General features: G+C 69.2%; 17 protein-coding genes. 5 read left to right on the forward strand and 12 right to left on the reverse strand.

Features of this window, described 5'->3' with window-relative positions; translation table 11 throughout:
• The first annotated feature begins 190 nt into the window (after positions 1 to 190).
• Positions 191 to 2,212, forward strand: coding sequence for a rubber dioxygenase RoxA (gene roxA / locus VZQ01_RS35950; RefSeq protein ID WP_426745905.1), 2,022 nt, complete (start codon positions 191 to 193; stop codon positions 2,210 to 2,212).
• Between the two features lie 102 nt (positions 2,213 to 2,314).
• Here the strand turns inward: roxA and VZQ01_RS35955 are convergent, their stop codons facing one another.
• The 9 genes from VZQ01_RS35955 to VZQ01_RS35995 are packed head-to-tail and all read right to left on the reverse strand — an operon-like array spanning position 2,315 to position 13,800.
• Positions 2,315 to 3,721, reverse strand: coding sequence for an aldehyde dehydrogenase family protein (locus tag VZQ01_RS35955; protein ID WP_426745906.1), 1,407 nt, complete (start codon positions 3,719 to 3,721; stop codon positions 2,315 to 2,317).
• Positions 3,722 to 3,751: 30 nt separating this feature from the next.
• On the reverse strand, positions 3,752 to 5,929 hold the full coding sequence (locus VZQ01_RS35960) for a 3-hydroxyacyl-CoA dehydrogenase NAD-binding domain-containing protein (RefSeq protein ID WP_426745907.1): 2,178 nt from the start codon (positions 5,927 to 5,929) through the stop codon (positions 3,752 to 3,754).
• Between the two features lie 43 nt (positions 5,930 to 5,972).
• The gene (locus VZQ01_RS35965; RefSeq protein WP_141328618.1) at positions 5,973 to 7,184 is read right to left on the reverse strand and encodes an acetyl-CoA C-acetyltransferase; all 1,212 of its coding nucleotides are present in this window, start codon (positions 7,182 to 7,184) and stop codon (positions 5,973 to 5,975) included.
• Positions 7,185 to 7,218: 34 nt separating this feature from the next.
• Positions 7,219 to 8,367 (reverse strand): acyl-CoA dehydrogenase family protein, encoded by a 1,149-nt coding sequence (locus VZQ01_RS35970; RefSeq protein WP_223752168.1) that lies wholly within the window; start codon positions 8,365 to 8,367, stop codon positions 7,219 to 7,221.
• Positions 8,368 to 8,397: 30 nt separating this feature from the next.
• Positions 8,398 to 9,543, reverse strand: coding sequence for an acyl-CoA dehydrogenase family protein (locus VZQ01_RS35975; RefSeq protein ID WP_426745908.1), 1,146 nt, complete (start codon positions 9,541 to 9,543; stop codon positions 8,398 to 8,400).
• Between the two features lie 11 nt (positions 9,544 to 9,554).
• Positions 9,555 to 11,393, reverse strand: coding sequence for an AMP-dependent synthetase/ligase (locus VZQ01_RS35980; protein WP_426745909.1), 1,839 nt, complete (start codon positions 11,391 to 11,393; stop codon positions 9,555 to 9,557).
• A 57-nt stretch (positions 11,394 to 11,450) separates the two neighbouring features.
• The gene (locus VZQ01_RS35985) at positions 11,451 to 12,278 is read right to left on the reverse strand and encodes an SDR family oxidoreductase (protein WP_426745910.1); all 828 of its coding nucleotides are present in this window, start codon (positions 12,276 to 12,278) and stop codon (positions 11,451 to 11,453) included.
• Positions 12,278 to 12,961, reverse strand: a complete 684-nt coding sequence (locus tag VZQ01_RS35990) for a TetR/AcrR family transcriptional regulator (protein ID WP_223785590.1) — start codon at positions 12,959 to 12,961, stop codon at positions 12,278 to 12,280. Before VZQ01_RS35990 ends, VZQ01_RS35985 begins: the two co-directional genes overlap by 1 nt.
• Positions 12,958 to 13,800, reverse strand: a complete 843-nt coding sequence (locus VZQ01_RS35995; protein WP_223752163.1) for an enoyl-CoA hydratase-related protein — start codon at positions 13,798 to 13,800, stop codon at positions 12,958 to 12,960. The genes VZQ01_RS35990 and VZQ01_RS35995 overlap by 4 nt, the downstream gene beginning before the upstream one ends.
• 340 nt (positions 13,801 to 14,140) lie before the next feature.
• Between VZQ01_RS35995 and VZQ01_RS36000 the strand changes: the two genes are divergently transcribed.
• Positions 14,141 to 14,446, forward strand: coding sequence for a hypothetical protein (locus VZQ01_RS36000; protein ID WP_223785592.1), 306 nt, complete (start codon positions 14,141 to 14,143; stop codon positions 14,444 to 14,446).
• A gap of 62 nt (positions 14,447 to 14,508) precedes the next feature.
• The gene (locus tag VZQ01_RS36005; protein WP_223785593.1) at positions 14,509 to 14,823 is read left to right on the forward strand and encodes a hypothetical protein; all 315 of its coding nucleotides are present in this window, start codon (positions 14,509 to 14,511) and stop codon (positions 14,821 to 14,823) included.
• Positions 14,824 to 14,902: 79 nt separating this feature from the next.
• On the opposite strand, the gene VZQ01_RS36010 is transcribed toward VZQ01_RS36005, so the two are convergent.
• Positions 14,903 to 15,307, reverse strand: coding sequence for a peptidase inhibitor family I36 protein (locus VZQ01_RS36010; RefSeq protein WP_223785594.1), 405 nt, complete (start codon positions 15,305 to 15,307; stop codon positions 14,903 to 14,905).
• Between the two features lie 195 nt (positions 15,308 to 15,502).
• Between VZQ01_RS36010 and VZQ01_RS36015 the strand changes: the two genes are divergently transcribed.
• Positions 15,503 to 16,315, forward strand: coding sequence for a M57 family metalloprotease (locus VZQ01_RS36015; protein WP_223785595.1), 813 nt, complete (start codon positions 15,503 to 15,505; stop codon positions 16,313 to 16,315).
• Between the two features lie 72 nt (positions 16,316 to 16,387).
• Here the strand turns inward: VZQ01_RS36015 and VZQ01_RS36020 are convergent, their stop codons facing one another.
• Together VZQ01_RS36020 and VZQ01_RS36025 are read right to left on the reverse strand one after the other, a co-directional pair.
• Positions 16,388 to 16,978 carry a hypothetical protein gene (locus VZQ01_RS36020; protein WP_426745911.1) on the reverse strand — a complete coding sequence of 197 codons (591 nt, stop codon included), beginning with the start codon at positions 16,976 to 16,978 and terminating at the stop codon, positions 16,388 to 16,390.
• Between the two features lie 142 nt (positions 16,979 to 17,120).
• Positions 17,121 to 18,008: a bifunctional 5,10-methylenetetrahydrofolate dehydrogenase/5,10-methenyltetrahydrofolate cyclohydrolase gene (locus tag VZQ01_RS36025; protein ID WP_426745912.1), complete on the reverse strand. Its 888-nt coding sequence runs from the start codon at positions 18,006 to 18,008 to the stop codon at positions 17,121 to 17,123.
• Positions 18,009 to 18,581: 573 nt separating this feature from the next.
• Between VZQ01_RS36025 and VZQ01_RS36030 the strand changes: the two genes are divergently transcribed.
• Positions 18,582 to 19,250, forward strand: coding sequence for a hypothetical protein (locus VZQ01_RS36030; RefSeq protein WP_426745913.1), 669 nt, complete (start codon positions 18,582 to 18,584; stop codon positions 19,248 to 19,250).
• Positions 19,251 to 19,280: the final 30 nt, after the last annotated feature.

Below are 19,280 nucleotides of genomic sequence, written 5' to 3' on the forward strand. Positions count from 1 at the left end.
CCCGGCTCTCTGGTGCGTCAACAACACGCGCAATCTCCAATCATCTGGAACTGCGAGGGTGCAGACGGCTCAGGGCCCTTATTGGCAATTGGCAGTCGCGCGGTGACGCGCCGCGTATTGAGACGCTTCACTGACAGCCTTAAAAAGTCCCTTGTTGTCACCCTGCTAATAAGCGGAGGAGGGCCCGCTCATGCGACTGCACCGCAGTGGTTCGTTGGCTTTTTCGAGTGTCTTCGTCGCGGCCCTGGGAGTGACCCAGGCCGCGGCCGCGGAGTTGCCGTTGTTGGACAGCACCCCCTTGCGAGCACCGTTCGCGGCGGCCTGTGAGGGGAAGCCGGACTCCACGCTGCTACCCGTGGACCCGCGCACGCTCGTCGTCCCGGGCGTCAACAAGCCGGGCGCGGCGGTGCAGTTCAATGCCTTCTGGGTGGACCTGCACACTCCGCCGCCGCCGTTCATCTCCAACCTGCCGCCCAACCCCAAGACATGCGGCGAGTTCCGGGCCAGCGTCGCCCGCGGCAAGAAGAACATCGAGACGCGGGCCTACTTCCAGCCGTTCACCACGGCGTCGGCGTACTACTACATGTACACGCTGTGGGGTTACCCGCTGCGCCCGTCGGACTTCGACGAGCAGATCATCAAGCGCTTCGGCCTGGCGAAGGCCCCCTTCCGCAATCCCTATCCGTACCCCTGGGAGAACCCCAACCTCACCAACGGAGGGAGCGGGCAGCTCCCCCTCGGCATGGTCCAGGAGCGCGACGCCAACGGCCGCTGGACGGGCGCCATCGCCTCCTCCTGCTCGGGGTGCCACGACTCGAAGCTGGGGGGCGACTCGGAGTCGTCCTTCCTGTGGGGCCGCTCCAGTGACGCCATCGACGCGGGCCTCATCCAGTCCGACATGTTCCGCTCCACCGTGGTGGGCAACATCTTCCAGATCGTCCCGGTGCCCTGGAGCGTCGGGCGCGGCATGAGCGACGCCATTGGCATCGTGGACCTCTTGCCCGCGCTCTTCGACATGGATGCCATGTCGCTGGCGCCCAGCCTGCTCGAGTACTTCCCCACCCACGCGGGTGGCATGTCGCGCGCCCCCAACTGGTGGTACCGCGCCTTCAAGACGCGCCAGTTCTGGGACGGCGCGCTCACGTCCGACAACGTCCGCTCGGAGATGGCGTTCGGCATCGCCAACATCACCCGCTCCGCCCCCGAGCGTCGCGCCCTCACCGCCGAGTTCGAGGACAACGACAACTTCTTCGTCTCCCTGTCGCCGCCCACCTATCCCAAGGCCATCAACACGGCCCTGGCGGAGCAGGGCGCCATCCTCTTCCACGAGCGCGACCTGTGGGCCAACGGCGCCAACGCCAACATTCCCAAGCAGCCCGGCAACGGCTCCTGCGCGAGCTGCCACGGCGTCTACTCGCCGCGCCACGCCGCCAACCCCGCCTTCCTCCCGGACCCGCGCCTCAAGGGCATCTCCGGCGTCATCACCCCGATTGAGACCATCCGCACGGACCCGGCCCGCAAGGACCTCATGGCGGACGAGCGCAAGCGCCGCGCCTGGAACACGTCCTTCCTGGCCTACAACGACCAGCACCCGGACCACGGACCCTTCTATGACGACCCCATCACCAGCGCCCTGCGCCGCGTGCCGCGCGCCGCGTATGACCGGGGCACCGGGCCCATCTACTCGCCGGAGGGGCCGAACATCTGGATCAAGCCCTTCGGCTACATCGCCACGCCGCTCTACGGCGCCTGGGCCTCCGCGCCGTACTTCCACAACTCCAGCGTGCCCACCCTCTGGGACGTGCTCAAGCCCTCGGACCGCCCCAAGGTCTGGAAGCGTCAGCAGGTCTCCGGCAACGCGCTGGGCTCCAACGCCGGCTACGACATGAGCTTCGCCGCGTACGACTTCAACAAGCTCGGTTGGAAGGTGCAGGCCCTGGCCTGCGGAGACCGCCCGGCCAATGACCCCTTCATCCCCTGCAGCCAGGAGATGGCCACGCTCGACGTCCTGTTCGCGAACATCGCCAACACCGTCGCCAACTACAACTCGCTGGCCTACCAGTCGCCGCCGCCCATCACCCAGAAGCAGATCCGCTCGCGCATGATCTTCAACTCGCACCTGTACGGGCTCGGCAACGAGGGCCACGACTTCACCCAGTCGCTCACCGACAGCGAGCGCTGGGCCATCATCGAGTACATGAAGACGCTGTGACGACGAAGGCCTCGCGCGGGCGGGGCAGGGTGCCCGTCCGCGAGAGGCCTGGAGGAACCCGGGCCGTCGGGAGCAGCGTCCCGGCGGCCTCGTCGTGTCGGGCTACATCAGGCGCTTGAAGAGGCCCAGCTTGCCCACGTACGGCGGGTAGCGCATCGCCAGGTCCAGCAGGAAGGGCCGCTTCACCACGCTCTTCTTGTGGCTGAAGGCATCGAAGCTGGCCTGGCCGTGGTAGCCGCCCACGCCGGACTCGCCCACGCCGCCGAAGGGCAGCCCCTCCGCCGCGAAGTGCACGCACACGTCGTTGACCACCGCGCCGCCGCTGGACGTCTCCGTCAGCACCCGCTCGTTGACGGCCGCGTCCTTGGAGAAGCTGTAGAGCGCGAGCGGCTTGGGGCGCGAGCGCACGAAGCGGATGGCCTCGTCGATGCTCGGGCAGTCCACCAGCGGGAGGAGGGGACCGAAGATCTCATCCTGCATCAGCGGGCTGGACAGGGGCGCGTCGGTGATGACGGTGGGGGCGAAGAAGCGGCTGGCCGCGTCGTGCTCGCCGCCGAAGGTCACCTTGCCGTGCCCGGCCAGCGCGCGGACGCGCTCGAAGTGCCGGGGGCTGATGATGCGGCCGTAGTCGCTGCTCTGGCGCGCGTCCTGGCCGTAGAACTGGGTGACGGCCTTCTTCACCAGCTCCGTGAAGGGCGCCTTCAGCTCGGGGGGAATCAGCACGTAGTCCGGGGCGATGCACGTCTGGCCCGCGTTGAGGTACTTGCCCCAGGCGATGCGGCGCGCGGTGACCTCCAGGTCCGCGCTCCGGTCGACGATGCAGGGGCTCTTGCCGCCCAATTCCAGCACCGTGGGCGTCAGGTGCTTGGCGGCGGCCTCGGCCACCACGCGGCCCACCTGGGTGCCGCCGGTGAAGAAGATGAGGTCCCAGCGCTGCGCCAGCAACTCGCGGCTGGCGTCCGCGTCGCCCTCCACCACGGCGACGACCTCCGGGGAGAAGGCCTCACCCAGGAGCTTCGCCAGCACCGCCGACGTCGCCGGCGCCAGCTCGCTGGGCTTGAGCACCGCGGTGCACCCGGCCGCGAGCGCCCCGATGAGCGGCGCGAGGGACAGCTGATACGGGTAGTTCCACGGCGCGATGATGAGCGTCACGCCCAGCGGGTCCGAATATTGGTACGCCCGCGCCGGCTGGATGACGATGGGCGCGGAGCCCCGGCGCGGCTTCATCCACGACTTCAGGTGCTTGAGCGCACCTTTTATCTCTCCATGGATGCTGCCGACCTCCGTCAGATACGCCTCCTCGGCGCTCTTCGAGAGGTCGGCCTTGAGGGCGGCGAGGATCTCCGCCTCGTACTTGCGCACCACCCGGTCCAGGGCTTCCAGCCGCGCCCGCCGCCACTCGAGCGGGAGCGTCACGCGAGACTCGAAATAGGCGCGCTGCTTTTCGACGAGCGCCCCCGCGTCGAGCGGAGGCGGTACGGCGGCGAGGCGACTGGAGCTCTGGACCATGGACTTCTCCTTGCGAAAGGCGATGCGCGGCTACTTCAGGAGCTCACCTCGCTCCGCTTTCTGGATGAGCGACGCGGGCGGCTCGAAGTGCTTGCCGTAGCGCTTCGCCAGCTCGTTCGCGCGGGCGATGAAGCCCCTCAGGCCCGTGCCCGTGGGCCCCTCGTAGCCGTTGATGAACTGGGCCACGCCGCCCGTCCACGCCGGGAAGCCGATGCCCAGGATGGAGCCGATGTTGGCGTCCGCCGCCGAGCGCAGCACGCCCTCGTCGAAGCAGCGCACCGTGTCGATGGCCTCCGCGAACAGCATCCGGTCCTTCATGTCCTCGAAGGGGATGGTCGTGCCCGGCCTGGTGTAGTGCTTCGCCAGCCCCGACCACAGGCCCGCGCGCTTGCCGTCCACGTAGTCGTAGAAGCCCGCCCCCGTGGAGCGGCCCTTGCGCCCGTGCTGGTCGATGAGCGAGTCGACGACGGCGTAGCTGCCGTGGTCCGCCCACGGCTTGCCCTCGGCCACCGCGGCGGCCTTCGTCTCCTCGCGAATCTTGCGCGGCAGGGTCAGCGTCAGCTCGTCCATCAGCGCCAGGGGCGCCGCGGGGTAGCCCGCCTGCAGGCCCGCCTGCTCGATGGACGCCGGGGAGATGCCCTCGCCCACCATGGCGATGGCCTCGTTGAGGAACGTGCCGATGACGCGGCTGGTGAAGAAGCCGCGGCTGTCGTTGACGACGATGGGCGTCTTGCCGATCTGCACCGCGATGTCGATGGCCTTCGCCAGCGTCGCGTCGCTCGTCTTCTTGCCGGCGATGAGCTCCAACAGCGGCATCTTGTCCACGGGGGAGAAGAAGTGCATGCCCACGAAGTCCTCGGAGCGCTTCACGCCCTCGGCCAGGAGGGTGATGGGCAGCGTGGACGTGTTGGACGCCAGCACCGCGTCGGGCGCCACCACGTCCTGCACCTCCTGGAAGACCTTGTGCTTGAGCTCCACGCCCTCGAACACGGCCTCGATGACCAGGTCGCAACCCTTGAGCGCCGCGGCGTCCTGGGTGGGGGTGATGCGCGCGAGCAGCGCGTCGCCCTTCTCCTTCGTCGTCTTGCCCTTCTCCAGGGCCTTCTCCACGAGCTTCACGGAGTACTGCTTGCCCTTCTCCGCGGCGGCGACGCTCACGTCCTTGAGAACCACCTCGATGCCCGCCTTGGCGCACACGTAGGCGATGCCCGCGCCCATCATGCCGGCGCCCAGGATGCCCACCTTCTTCGCCGTGTGCTGCGGATAGCCCTTGGGCCGGCCGCCACCGGAGTTGATGTGCTGCATGTCGAAGAAGAACGCCTGAATCATGTTCTTCGCGACCTGACCCGTCGCCAGCTCCGTGAAGTAGCGCGACTCGACGGTGAACGCGGTGTCCACGTCCACCTGCGTGCTCTCCACCGCCACCGCCATGATGGCGCGGGGGGCGGGCATGTTCGCGCCCTTGAGCTGCTTGCGCAGGTTGGCGGGGAAGGCCGGCAGGTTCGCCGCGAGCCCGGGGGACGTCGGCGTGCCGCCCGGAATCTTGTAGCCCTTCTGGTCCCACGGCTGCTGCGAGCTCGGGTTCGCCTTCACCCACGCCTTGGCCGCGGGGATGAGCGCCTCCACCGAGTCCACCACCTCGTGCACCAGGCCCACCTCCTTGGCCTCCTGGGGACGGTAGCGCTGGCCCTGCAGGAGCACCTTCATCAGCGCGTCCACGATGCCCAGCATCCGCACCGTGCGCACCACGCCGCCCGCGCCGGGCAGCAGGCCCAGGGTGACCTCCGGCAGGCCAATCTGCGCGCCCTTCACGTCCGCGACGATGCGGCGGTGACAGGCGAGCGCAATCTCCAGGCCGCCGCCCAGCGCAGCGCCGTTGATGGCGGCGACCACGGGCTTGCCCAGGGTCTCCAGCGCGCGCAGCTGCGCCTTGAGCTCCTGGCCCAGCTCGAACGCCTGCTTCGCGTTCTCCTTGCGGATCTTCAACAGGTCGTTCAGGTCGCCGCCGGCGAAGAAGGTCTTCTTCGCGGAGGTGATGACGACGCCCTTGATGTCCGCCTTCTCCTTGACCAGCCGCTCCACCGTCGCGCGCATCGACTGGATGTACGCGGCGTTCATGGTGTTGGCGGACTGGTGGGGGTCATCCAGCGTCAAGGTGACGATGCCGTCGGCATCCTTGTCCCAGCGGATGGTGCTCTGCTCGCTCATGGGGTTTGCTCGAATCTTGGTCGAAAGGGGATGCGCAGAAAGGTCAGACGCGCTCGATGAGGGTGGCCACGCCCATGCCACCGCCGACGCACAGGGTGATGACGGCCCGGCGCGCCTTGCGCCGCTCCAGCTCGTCCACCATGGTGCCCAGGATCATCGCGCCCGTGGCGCCCAGCGGGTGCCCCATGGCGATGGCGCCGCCGTTGACGTTGATCTTCTCGTTCGGGATGCCCAGGTCCTTCTGGTACTTGAGCACCACGGAGGCGAAGGCCTCGTTGAGCTCGAACAGGTCGATGTCCTTCACCGACAGGCCCGTCATGTCGAGCAGCTTGCGCGTGGCGGGGATGGGGCCCGTCAGCATGATGGTCGGGTCCGAGCCGGACGTGGCCACCGCGGCGATGCGCGCGCGCGGCGTCAGCCCCAGCGACTTCCCCACCTTCTCCGAGCCGATGAGCACCAGCGCCGCGCCGTCCACGATGCCCGACGAGTTGCCCGGGGTGTGCACGTGCTCGATGCGCTCCACCATGTGGTACTTCTGCAGCGCCACCGCGTCGAAGCCGCCCATCTCACCCATGGCGGCGAACGACGGGCTCAGCTGCCCCAGCGACGCCACGGTGGTGTCCTTGCGCGGGTGCTCGTCGCGCTCCAGGACGACCAGGCCGTTCTGGTCCACCACGGGGATGACGGAGTTCTTGAAGTAGCCCTCCGCCCAGGCCTTCGCGGCGCGCGCCTGCGACTGCGCGGCGTAGGTGTCCACGTCCTCGCGGGTGAAGCCCTCCATCGTCGCGATGAGGTCCGCGGAGATGCCCTGCGGCACGAAGTACGTGTCGTAGTTGGTGGCCGGGTCCATGGCCCACGCGCCGCCGTCGGAGCCCATGGGCACGCGCGACATGCTCTCCACGCCGCCCGCGATGACCAGGTGCTCCCAGCCCGAGCGCACCTGCTGCGCGGCCATGTTCACCGCCGTCAGGCCGGAGGCACAGAAGCGGTTGAGCTGCACGCCGCCCACCGTCTCCGGCAGGCCCGCCGCCAGCACCAGCGTGCGCGCGATGTCCGCGCCCTGGTCGCCCACCGGCGACACGATGCCCAGCACGATGTCGTCGATCTGCTTTGGGTCCAGGCCGGGGTGGCGCTTCTTGAGGGCGTCCACCAGGCCGACCAGCAGGGAGATGGGCTTGATGCCGTGCAGCGCGCCCTTCTTGCCCTTGCCGCGAGGTGTACGGACGGCGTCGAAGATGAATGCTTCCTGGCTCACCGGGAGCCTCCTTGGGATTCGGTGTGGGAGTGGTCTACAGCGAACGGGCGACGAGTTCCTTCATGACCTCGTTGGCGCCGGCGAAGATGCGCATGACGCGAGTATCCGCGAACAGGTGAGCGATGGGGTATTCCTTCATGTACCCATACCCTCCGAAAAGCTGGAGGCAACGGTCCGCGACGCTGCTCGCCTGGTCCGTCAGCCAGTACTTGGCCATGGCCGCGGACGCCACGTCCAGCTCCCCCGCCAGGTGCTTCTCCACGCACTCGTCGAGGAACGCCCGTCCAACCCGGCCCAGCGTCGCGCATTCCGCCAGCTCGAAGCGCGTGTTCTGCAGAGCGAAAAGCGGCTTGCCGAACACCTGGCGCTGCTTGGTGTAGTCGACCGTGAGCGCCACGGCCCGCTCGATGCTCGCCTGCGCGAGCACCGCCGTGGCCAGCCGCTCCTGGGGCAGCTGCTGCATCAGCTGGATGAAGCCCGAGCCCTCCTCGCCGCCCAGCACGTTGACGGCCGGAATCCGGAGCTCGTCGAAGAACAGCTCCGTGGTGTCCTGCCCGTGGCCGCCCAGCTTCTCCAGGATGCGGCCCCGCTCGAAGCCGGGCGTGGTGTCGGAGACCTCGGCACACAACAGGGAGATGCCCGCATGGCCCTTCACGTCGCTGGTGCGCACCGCGATGATGAGGAAGTCACAGACGCGGCCGTTGGAGATGAAGGTCTTGGACCCGCTCACTTTGTAGAAGTCGCCGTCGCGCACCGCGCGGGTGGAGATGGCCTGCAGATCCGAGCCCGTGCCCGGCTCCGTCATGGCGATGGCGCCCACCCACTCGCCGCTGGCGAGCTTGGGCAGCCACTTGAGCTTCTGGGCCTCGGAGGCGTACGCGAGCACGTAGTGCGCGACGATGGTGGAGTGCACCGCGAAGCCCATCGTCGGGTCCCCGGCGCGCACCTGCTCCTCCAGGAGGATGGCCTCGTGGGCGAACGTGCCGCCGCCGCCGCCGTATGCCTCCGGGATGGACATGCACAGAAGGCCCAGCTCGCCCGCCCGGCGGTAGAGCGCCTTGTCCGGGAAGCCCTGGGCCACGTGCTTGGGCACGTTGGGGAGGACCTCCTTCGTGAAATAGGTGGCCGCGAGGCCGCGCACCTGCTCGAGCTCGTCGGAGCTCCACCGAGGACGTGCCGTCATTGTCTGTCTCCGCGCTGTCGTGACTGCTGTCTAGAGTCCGAACGTCTTGCCGATGATGTCCCGCTGGATTTCGCTCGTGCCACCATAGACGGTGGAAATCACCGTGGCACGCAGATGCGATTCCATATCGAACTCGGTGGCGTAGCCGTAACCCCCCATCATCTGCACGCCCTCCAGCGCCACGCGCTTGGCCGTCTCGGTGGCCTTCAGCTTGGCCATGGAGGCCTCGCGCGGGAGCATCTTCTCCGGGGCCTCGTCCGCCATCTGCGCCACGCGGTACAGGAGCAGCTCGCTGCACTCCAGCTCCAGCGCCAGGTCCGCGATGCGGTGCTTGAGGGCCTGGAACGAGCCCACCGGCTTGCCGAACTGCTTGCGGTCCTTCACGTACGCCACCGCGTCGTCGAACGCGCGCCGCCCCCGGCCCAGCATCGTCGCCGCCAGGATGAGCCGCTCGCTGTTGAGCCCCGACATCAGCTGCGGCCACGCCTGGTCCACCACGCCCACCACGCTGTCCTCGGGCAGGAAGCAGTCGGTGAAGTAGACGTCGTTGACCTCCTTGCCGTTGAGCGTGGGGATGCCGCGAATCTCCACGCCCGGCGTGCTCGTGGGCACGCAGAACATGGTGAGCCCCTCGTGGCGAGAGCCCGGGCCCGCGCCGCGCGTCCTCGCCACCAGCAGCAGGTGGTCGGCGATGTGCGCGTTGGAGCACCACGTCTTCTGGCCGTTGACGACGAAGCCGCCCGAGGCGCGCTCGGCGCGGCAGGTGATGGCCGCCGCGTCCGAGCCCGCGCCGGGCTCCGAGATGGAGATGGCCTCCACCCGCCCTTGCGTGATTCCCGTGAGCACCTTCTGCTTCTGCGCGGGCGTGCCGAACCTCGCGTAGGGCCCGGCCGCGACGGCGGTGGTGACGTAGCCGCCCACCGGCGCGAGCCCGTAGGCGGTGCGCTCCGCGAACAGGCAGATCTCCGACATGCCGCCGCCGGAGCCGCCGTACTCCGCGTCGATGCCCACGCCGAGCCAGCCCAGCTCGGCCATCTGCGCGTACAGCTCGACGTTGTGCGCCTCCACGCCGTGCTGCGTCAAGGCGTCGCGCTGGGCGCGGGTGCCCGTCCTGGCGCGGCAGAAGGCATCGATGGACGCGGCGAACGAGGCTTGCTCGGGGGTTCTGGCGTGCATGGCGGCAGGGCTCAGGCGTTCTCGTAGAAGGTGGCGATGCGCTCGGCGTACTGCTGGAGGATGACGCGGCGCTTGAGCTTGAGCGTGGGGGTGAGCTCGCCCGTCGCCGGCGACCACGTCTCGTGGACGACCTCGAAGCGCTTGACCTGCTCGGCGCGCGACAGCCGCTGGTTGACGGAGGCCACCAGCGCCTCCAGCTCCGAGCGGATGGCGGGGTCCTTCGTCAGCTCCGCCACGGACATGGGCGGCAGGCCCCGGGCCTTGGCCCACACGGGCGCGACCTCCGCGTCCAGGCAGATGAGCGCGGTGACATACGGCCAGCCATCACCAATCGCGAGCGCCTGGCCCACGAGCGGGTGGGCGCGCAGCAAGCCCTCGATGCGGGACGGGGCGATGTTCTTCCCGCTCGAGGTGATGATGAGCTCCTTCTTGCGGTCGGTGATGGTGAGGAAGCCCTCGGCGTCGATGGTGCCGATGTCACCGGTGGCCAGCCACCCGTCCTCGTCCGTGGCGCTGACGATGCGCCCGTCCCCGGCCAGGTAGCCCATGAACAGCACGGGGCCGCGCACGAAGATTTCGCCGTCGGAGGCGAGCTTCAGCTCGAGCCCGGGGACGGGGCGGCCCACCGAGCCCACGCGGAAGTCGGTGGGCAGGTTGATGGTGGCGCAGCCCGTCGTCTCGCTCATGCCCCACACCTCGAGCACGCGGATGCCGAAGCCGCCCAGGTACTCCAGCACCTCCACGGGGATGGGCGCCGAGCCGCTGCTCGCCCACTGCAGCGCGTCCAGGCCCAGCGTGGAGCGCAGGGGCTTGAGCACCTTCTCCTCCGCCACGGCGACCTTGGCGGCCAGCTCCTCGGACACCTTCTGGCCGGAGCCCTCCAGCCGGAACGCCTCCAGCGCGAGCGCGTGCGCGCCCATGATGGCGTCGCGGCGGGGCGCCTCCAGCGTGCCCAGCTTGGCGCGCAGGCCCGCGGCCAGCTTCTCCCAGACGCGGGGCACGCCGAAGAAGGCGGGGGGGCGCACCTTGGCCATCAGCGGCACCACGCCCGCCGGGTCCGAGCAGACGTGCACGTGCAGCGCCTTGAAGAGCATCCGGTACAGGCCCAGCTCGCGCTCGGCGATGTGCGCCAGCGGCAGGTAGGCGATGGACGGCGCGCGCATGGGCGTGGGCACCACCGCGTCCACGCAGATGGCCTCGTAGAAGGCGTTGCGGTGGCTGAGCACCACACCCTTGGGGTCTCCGGTGGTGCCGGAGGTGTACATCATCGCGATGGGGTCCTCGGGACGGATGGGCTTCCAGGTGTCCTCGAAGACCTGCGGCGCCTGGGCGTGCAGCGCGGCGCCGTCCTCCTCCAGCTGCGCGAAGGAGACATAGAGCGGGTCTCCGGCGGGCACGGCCGCTGGGTCGATGACGACGATGCGCTTGAGGGAGAAGAGCGACTTGAGGATGGGGCGCCAGCGGGCGACCTCCTCGGCGCCCTCGAGCACCACCACCGTGGCCGCGCTGTGCTGCGCGACGTAGCCTACTTGCTCCGTGCTCAGCGTTTGATAGGCGGTACAGGGGATGGCGCCCAGGTGGGCCGCGGCGTAGTCGATGAGCCAGTGCTCGGGCCGGCTCGACATCATGATCATCATCCGCTCGCCGCGCTGGAGCCCGAGCGCGCCCAGGCCCCGGCTCAGCGACGCGGTGCGGGCGCGAATCTGGGCCCAGGTGAGCGTGGTGTCACCGGCGGTGAGCGCCGGCTCGTCCGCCAGTTCGTCCGCGTTGCGCTTGAGCAAGAGCGGCAGGGTGAGCTTGTTCGCCAGGGATTGGCACTGCGCCTCCAGGTCTGCGAGCGACGTACCCATGGACTCCTCCTGCGTCTGGTTTCGCGGCGACTGCGGATGCGGCGTGTGGGGTGCTCCTCAGGGGTCGACGTAGAGGTCGAGGATGACGTCGTCGCCGCCCCCGTAGCGGCTGAAGTCGGTGACGCCCTCGGCGCGCAGCACGTCCTCGTCGATGAAGGTGTGGCCGGTGCAGTCGCGCGGCTTGCGCTGGAGGATGGCCACCGCCGCGTCCGCCATGATGTCCGGCGTGCGCGCGCGCTGCATGGAGTCATCCCCGCCGAGCAGGTTCTTCACCGCCGCGGTGGCGATGAGCGTGCGCGGCCACAGCGCGTTGGCGGCGATGCCCGCCTCGGCGAACTCCGCGGCCCAGCCCAGCGTCAGGAGCGTCATCCCATACTTCGCCACCGTGTACGCCGGGTGCTTGCCCAGCCAGTGCGGCGCCAGGTTGACGGGCGGCGACAGCGACAGGATGTGCGCGTGCGGGGAGCGCTTGAGGTGCGGCAGCGCGGCGCGCGTGAGCAGGAAGGTGCCGCGCACCTGGATCTGCTGCATCAGGTCGAACCGCTTGAGGGGCAGCTCGTCTGTCTTCAGCGGCGCCAGCGCGCTGGCGTTGTTCACGCAGAAGTCGATGCCGCCGAAGCGCTTGACGGCCTGGTCCACCGCGCGCTGGACGTCCGCCTCCTCGCGCACGTCGCCCACCACCGCGAGCGCCTGGCCTCCGGCGGCCTCGATGTCCGCGGCCGCCGTGTGGACGGTGCCCGGGAGCCTGGGGTCGGGCGTGTCCGTCTTGGCCAGGAGCACCACGTTGGCGCCCAGCCTCCCCGCGGCGACGCCAATGGCGAGGCCGATTCCGCGGCTTCCTCCGGACATCAACAACGTGCGTCCCGACAGAGGCTTCTGGCTCATCAGGGCTCCTTGTCGCTCGGACCCTCGGACGGAGCGGGCGTGGCTTCCGGCTCCGCGCGGGGCGGCATGTTCTTCAGTTGGGGGATGACGTCGCGAACGAGCGTGATGAGCGATTCGCTCAAGAGCAGGTGCGCCTCCTCGCGCGTGAGCGTCCCGCCGCGAATCCACTCGCGGATGGTGGCCTTCACCATGCCGGAGTAGGAGCGCATCATCGCGCGGTGGCGCGCGTCGCTGCCCACCTCCACCTTGAGCCCCAGGAACTCGAGCGTCTTCGCCGCCGCCACGTCGTCCGCGGCGGAGATGATGCGCTCGACCTCCGGGTCCGCGCCGATGCCGCCCACCGCGGTGACGGCCACGTACGTCTTGCCGTGGGTGGCCACCGTGTCCAGGTACCACCGGACGCTGCGCTCCACGCGCTCGCGCAGCGTGCCCGTGTTGCTGACCTTCTCCTCCAGGCCGGGCATCAGGAGCATGCGCTTGACGACCTTGAGGTACAGGTCGCGCTTCTGCCCGAAGTAGTGGTTGAGCAGGCCGCGGGCGACACCCGCTTCCTTGGCGATGTCCGTGGTGGAGACGTCCGCGTAGGGACGCTCACCGAACAGACGCGTCGCGACCTCGAGGATCTGCTCGCGGCGCTCGTCCGGCTCCAGGCGCTTCCAGCGGGGGGCGGGGGAGGGGCTCATGACTTGTGCTCCCGCCACGGCAGGAAGGCCGGCTGGTCCTGCTCCACGGTGCGCGTGAAGGCGGGGGGCCGCTTCTGCAGGAACGCCATCACGCCCTCCACGGCGTCGGGGTTCTGTCCCAGGCTCGCGATGAGCTGGCTGTCCAGGGAGAAGGCCTGCTCCGGGCTGGGCAGGGCGCTCATTCGGTAGAGGGACTGACGGATGACGGCCACGGACACGGGCGCGGTGGACTCCACCAGCTCGCGCGCCAGCGCCTGCGCGGCGCCGAGGACCTCGTCGGATTCATGGAGCGAGCGCACCAGCCCCGCGCCGAGCGCCTCGTCCGCGGGGATGAGCCGGCCGCTCACCATCCAGTCGAGCGCGCGGCCCATGCCGACCAGTCGGGGCAGGAACCAGCTGGAGCCGCCCTCCGGGTAGATGCCCCGGCGGCTGAAGACGAAGCCGAAGCGGCTGTCCTTGGCCGCCAGCCGGAAGTCCGCGGGCAGGAGCATCGTCGAGCCCACGCCCACCGCGGCGCCCCGCACGGCGGCGATGACGGGCTTGCGCAGGGAGAACAGGCGGCGGGTCACCCGCGTCGCGGGCTCCACCCACCCCGGCTCGGGCAGGCCGCCGTTGGCGACCTCGAAGGACAGGCCGCTCAGGTCCGCGCCCACACAGAAGTCCTTGCCGGCCCCCGTGAGGATGACCACGCGCACGTCCTCGTTGGCGTCCGCCTGGGTCAGCGCGTCCGCCAGCTCGTCCGCCATGGTGATGGTGAAGCCGTTTCGCGCCTCGGGACGGTTCAGCTCGAGAGTGGCAACCCGGTCCGAGACCGAGGTCCGGATGTGTTGGTAGCTCATGGTGGGGGCCTCATCACTTCGATGAAAGGGATATTGGAGGCTTGTTGGCGGAGTGTCAACAGTGTCTGCGCGGCCGGATTCCGAAAGAGTGACGACGTGTTGCGTCATCCCGGAGTGGCTGTTCTGGGTGGGTGGGGTGGGGGAGCTGCCGCGTGGGTGAAGTCTTGTGGCGGGACGGGACCTCCGGGGCCGCGTCTGTCGTTGACCTGTATCAAGCCTGGGGAGTGGTGTCCGACCCGGCGCGACTGTCTTTGATGTTTCCTGGCCTGGGGTGGATAGTCCCGCCGCCGTGTGACGTGACACGGCTTGCTGGGTCCGACATCTCATCCTGGAGAATCCGATGAAGCGCATCTCGAAGGTGTTGTTCGCGGCGTTGGCGCTGGCCCCCCTGTCGGCGTTGGCGCTGCCGCAGGACTGTGATGTCCGCTGCGTGTCCAGCACGCCGTGTCGGATCGTCTGCGCCATTCCGTGGAGCATGCAGGTGGTGACGTGCGGCGTCTGGGTGGCGGACTACGACCCGGGCGCGGCGTGCGCGCCGGGCCTGACGGCGGAGGCCCCCGAGGAGGCGCAGCTGTTCTCGTCCGAGGAGGCCGACGCGGTGGATGCGTCCTGGGAGTGCTCCGAGCAGGACGCCGCCGAGCAGTGAGTCCCGTCCTCCTGGGACGGTTGGTGATGGGTTCAACTCGACGTTTCAGTCTGGAGATTCCAATGAAGCGCATCTCGAAGACGTTGCTCGCGGGTTTCGCGGCGTGCGTGCTGTCCCCCCTGTCCGCGCTGGCGCTGCCGCCGGACTGTGATGTCATCTGCGAGGAGTTCGAGGCGTGTGACACCACGTGCGCCGTTCCCTGGACCACGCGCATCATCAACTGCGGGAGGTGGGCGACCGAGTACCACTCCGGGACGACGTGCACGCCCTATCTGGCGGCCGAGGGCGGCGAGGAGGAGGCGCTGATGTCCTCCGAGTCCTCCGAGGAGGTCGATGCGTCCTGGGTGCGCTCCGAGCAGGGCGGCTCCCAGGAGTAGCGCTGTCGTCCGGGGCCGCGAAGCAGCCCCGTGAGGTGGTGCGCCAGGGCGACTCGGTTCCTGGCGCACAGCCCGCGTGTCAGAAGACGAAGACGCTCTTGGGCGCGAACTCGAGCGGGCTCAGCCACTCGCCTGGCAGGAGCGTCACCGGATAGCCCGAGCAGTCCTCGTTGGGGAACAGGTACGCGTTCTGGGTGCCCCGGTTGATGGCGGACTCGGCGCGGCCCTCCCAGCCGTGCTCGGGCAGGCCCACGCAGGTGGACGTGCCCGGAGGCCAGGCCCGGACGTTCCACACCGCGCCGGTGTAGTCCTCTCCATCGAACAGGCAGAGCACGTCCGAGAAGGGACAGGGATTGGTGTCATCGGCCGAGGCCTCGGCCGGGGACAAGAGCAGCGAGCCCGTCGCGAGCCCCGCCACCGTGAGAAGGGCGCCGAGTCTCCAGGAGCCCGCGCGCGTGAGACGACGGAAATCGAGCCAGTTCATACAGGTGTCTCCTCTGCCCGCCATGGGCGTTTGCCGCGGACGCATGGTGACATGGCGTTGCCTGGGGCAAGGCCCGACCTGCGCGTCTGCGATTGAGTCCATCCGCTGGTGGACTTCCCGTGGCCCGTCGGCTTGGATTGATGCCGTGCCTCTGTAAATGGCACGCCCACCTCGAATGCTGGCCGGGAGAAGTCGATGGCGAAGAAGGCGACCGCTGTTGCATGGCTTTGCTGCGCGTGGATGTCTGGCTGTGGAGGTGTCGGGCCGGTGCTCACGGACGAGACGCGGGAGACCGTGGAGAACCTGGTGGAGGCGGGGTTCCGGACGGAAGACATCCAGGTGGTTGACGGTGTCGTCCAGGTGGGGGGCGACGCGGTCGTGAGCCTCCAGGCCTCGCGGGAGATGCTCGACACGGGAGGCTCGACGGCGGAGCACTACCGGACGACGAACTTGGTCTCCAGCGCGGTGAGGAAGGTCACGGTCCAGCTCCCTTCACCCGTTGCGTCGACGATTGCCGCGGGCCTGGCGGAGGCCGTCGCCAACTACAACGCGCTGGGGCTTCGCCTCACGTTCTACACCGCCAATCCGTGCCTCGCCGACCCCTCGGCGTGTCCGCCCGGCAGCCACGCCACCATCAACGTGGTCGTCAACTCCACGCTCCCCAGTGGTCCGAGCGGGGCGAGCGGCTATCCCTCCGGCGGGTTGCCTTATCCGACCATCTGGATCGGCACGGGCCTGTCCACGTACCCGCTGGATGTCATCGAGCACGTCCTCACGCATGAGCTTGGCCACACGATTGGCTTTCGCCACACGGACTTCTTCAACACCGCCATCAGCTGCGGCGGCACGCCCGTGCGCGAGGGCGCGAACCCGGGAGGCGCCATCCTCATCCCCGGGACACCCTCCAGCGCGACGCCGGGCGGCTCCATCATGAACACCTGCGTGCCCTTGAGCACGAACGGGGAGTTCACCTCGACGGACATCGCGGCGCTGAACTTCATGTACTGAAGCAGGGCTCTCGCGAGAGGTCAGGCACTCCGGCCGCGTGTGTCGCCAGCGGGGCCCGGAGTGCCGTGGGCGTCAGAAGCTGCGACCGAGGCCGAGCACCGCGGCGTCGTTGACCCGACCCACCGTGGGCATGAGTCCCAGCGGGAGCCGGAGCTGCGGGCCGCGCGAGGACGCGAGCTGCGCCTTCCGGGTGGGGCGGGGACCGCCGCGCTGGGCCTGCCGGCAGGACGCCTTGTCGACGCATCCGCCGTAGCCCTCGTCGTCCTCGTACTCATCCAGGTCCGCGAGCAGCTCCAGGTAGCCCAGGCCGAGCGTCGCGCCGACCACGATTCCACCCAGGATGGCCTTGCCGCAGTCCCCGTCGCCCACCGCGCCGGACGCGCAGACCGCGATTCCGGCGACGAGCCCTCCGCCCGTGAGAATCAGCGGGACGAGCCAGACATGCGTGGGGATGAACTCGTCGTCCTCGTACGTGTCGGCCTGCAGGGCCCGCAGGCGGTTGCCCTCCGCCATGACACCCCTCGCGGAAGGCGAAGACATCAGCCGCAGGGCCCTGGACTGGTGGCGCGGCGAGAAGTCGAACGGGCGGGGCGCGGCATGGGCGGTGCCTGGCGTGAACAGCCAGAGGCACAGCCCGGCGAGGGCGAGGACATGCTTCGTCATGGTGGGGAGTCCGGGAATGGCGCTGACCGGCCGCCTGGCCGGCAAACGTGCGGTACTCGACGCAAGCCGCGTCGATGTATTCACACTGCGTCGCGCCCAGGCGCGCACCCCGGGATGGGGCGCGCCGGACTCCCCGGTGTGGCTACGTGCGGCGGGCCTGCGCGGACTGGCGCGCGGCCTGGAGCGTGTTGGCCAGGAGCATGGTGATGGTCATGGGGCCCACGCCGCCGGGGACGGGGGTGATGGCCTCGGCGACCTGGCTGACGCCGTCGAAGTCCACGTCGCCCACCATGCGGAAGCCGCGCGCGGAGCCGGGGTCCTCGACGCGGTTCTGTCCCACGTCGATGACCACGACGCCGGGCTTCACCATGTCGCGGGTGATGAGGTTCTGCTTGCCCACCGCGACGATGAGGATGTCCGCCTGGCGGGTGAAGGAGGCCAGGTCCGGGGTGTGCCGGTGGGTGATGGTGACGGTGGCGTCGGGGCCGGGGGCCATGAGCAGCGAGGCCAGCGGCTTGCTGACGATGAGGCTCCTGCCCACGATGACCACGTGCCGGCCCCGGGTGGGGACGTTCTCCCGGCGCAGCATCTCGAGGATGCCCGCGGGGGTGCACGGGATGAAGGCGCGGGGGTCTCCCACGAAGGCCAGGCCCGCGTTGCGCGGGTGGAAGCCGTCCACGTCCTTGTCCGGGGCGATGTGCTCCAGGACGGCCTTGTAGGGAAGGTGCGCAGGGAGGGGGAGCTGGACGAGGATGCCGTGGACGGCGGGGTCCTGGTTGAGCCGGTCGATGACGGCGAAGAGCTCCTCCCGGGAGACGTCCTCGGGCAGGTTGAGCGTCTGCCCGCGCATGCCGAGCGCTTCGCACGCGCGCGTCTTGCTCGCCACGTAGGCCTGGCTGGCGGGGTTGTTGCCCACCAACACCACGGAGAGCCCCGGAGTGACGCCCTGGGCCTGGAGCTCGGCGACCTGCTGGGCCATCTCCGCCCGCATCACCCGGCTGATCTCGGTTCCATCGATGTTCCGCGCCATGGAGCGCTCCATACGCCAGTTTCCCGCCCGCGCCGCGCCCTTTCTGGGAGGGGCGACGCCTGGTCGACGGCTCGGGGCGACGGTCCGCCGCACCCAGGACACACCCGGAGCGAGAGGACCTGCTGGAACGGACGTCGCCCGTGTGACGTGGAGGACGATTCCGGCGCCGAGTCACGTGCTCATCCATGGCGCCGGGACGGCGGTCGGTGGGCGGTGATGCGGCGTGCCCGCGTCTTTGAACCGTGGACGCGCAATGCCTGCCCGTCGGGCGCGAGATCGGCAGGTGCGTCGGCTGGAGACAGGGCCGGGTGGTGGTGTCTCGGTTGTGGCGAATGGGGTTACAGCTGAAGACTGACAGGGGTGACCTGCCTGTGGCGTGGGACGCTACAGTTTCAATGTGTCACCATGTATCCGGGACGTCGCTGTCAGGAGTGTAGCATCGAGCGCCACAGCTCGGAGTGGCGTGTCGTGAAATGTTGATGTTGTGTCTTGTTTTTGAGCCATCAATCACAGCAGAGTGCGTGCATCACACCTGGAGGTCGTATGCACGCTGCTTCATCGTCTCGTGGGCGCATGGGTCTGTCTCGTCTTGGCTCGTTGGTGGCTGTCGCCGCCGTGGCGCTCGTCCTGGGGGCGCCGGTGCGCGCCGAGGCCCAGTGTACGAGCTGGCCCACCAACACCACGGTCACGCCGGGGACGTCGTACGCGGACACCATCAACGTCTCGGGGCTGGCCTACGGGACGTACATCATCACGGCGTCGTTCTCCGGCAGCGCGGGGCTCATCAACCTGGCCTTCAGCGCGGCGCCGGGCGTGAGCTGGAGCAACGGGCAGAAGGGCTTCATCGGCTCCTCGACGACGCTCTACCTGAGCTTCATCATGGCGGCCGGCGCGCTGCCGGGTCGTTACTCGACGGTGACGATGAACGTCGCCAACACGGCGGGTCAGACGGTGTGCAGCTCGAGCTTCGTCGTGGGCGTGCCCGGGGACGCGTGCCCCGGTGACGTGAGCTGGCTGGGCAACACCATCAAGGCGGGCTTCGACAGCGCCAACTGCTACGTGGCCGCCGTCCCCGCGACGGACGGCTCGCCGTTCATCCACGCCAACAACTATTACATCACGCGCGGCCCGAACAACGTGTGTGAGTACGGCTGGTTCGACGGCGCCAACTGCTACCTGGGCACGCCGCCGCCCGGAAAGTCCGCCTTCATCTGGGGCAACGCGTTCTACTACTCGCCCTGAGGCGCGAGGGCTCCCCGCGCGATGTCGTCC

Source organism: Myxococcus faecalis (assembly GCF_050039385.1).
Lineage (GTDB): Bacteria > Myxococcota > Myxococcia > Myxococcales > Myxococcaceae > Myxococcus > Myxococcus fulvus.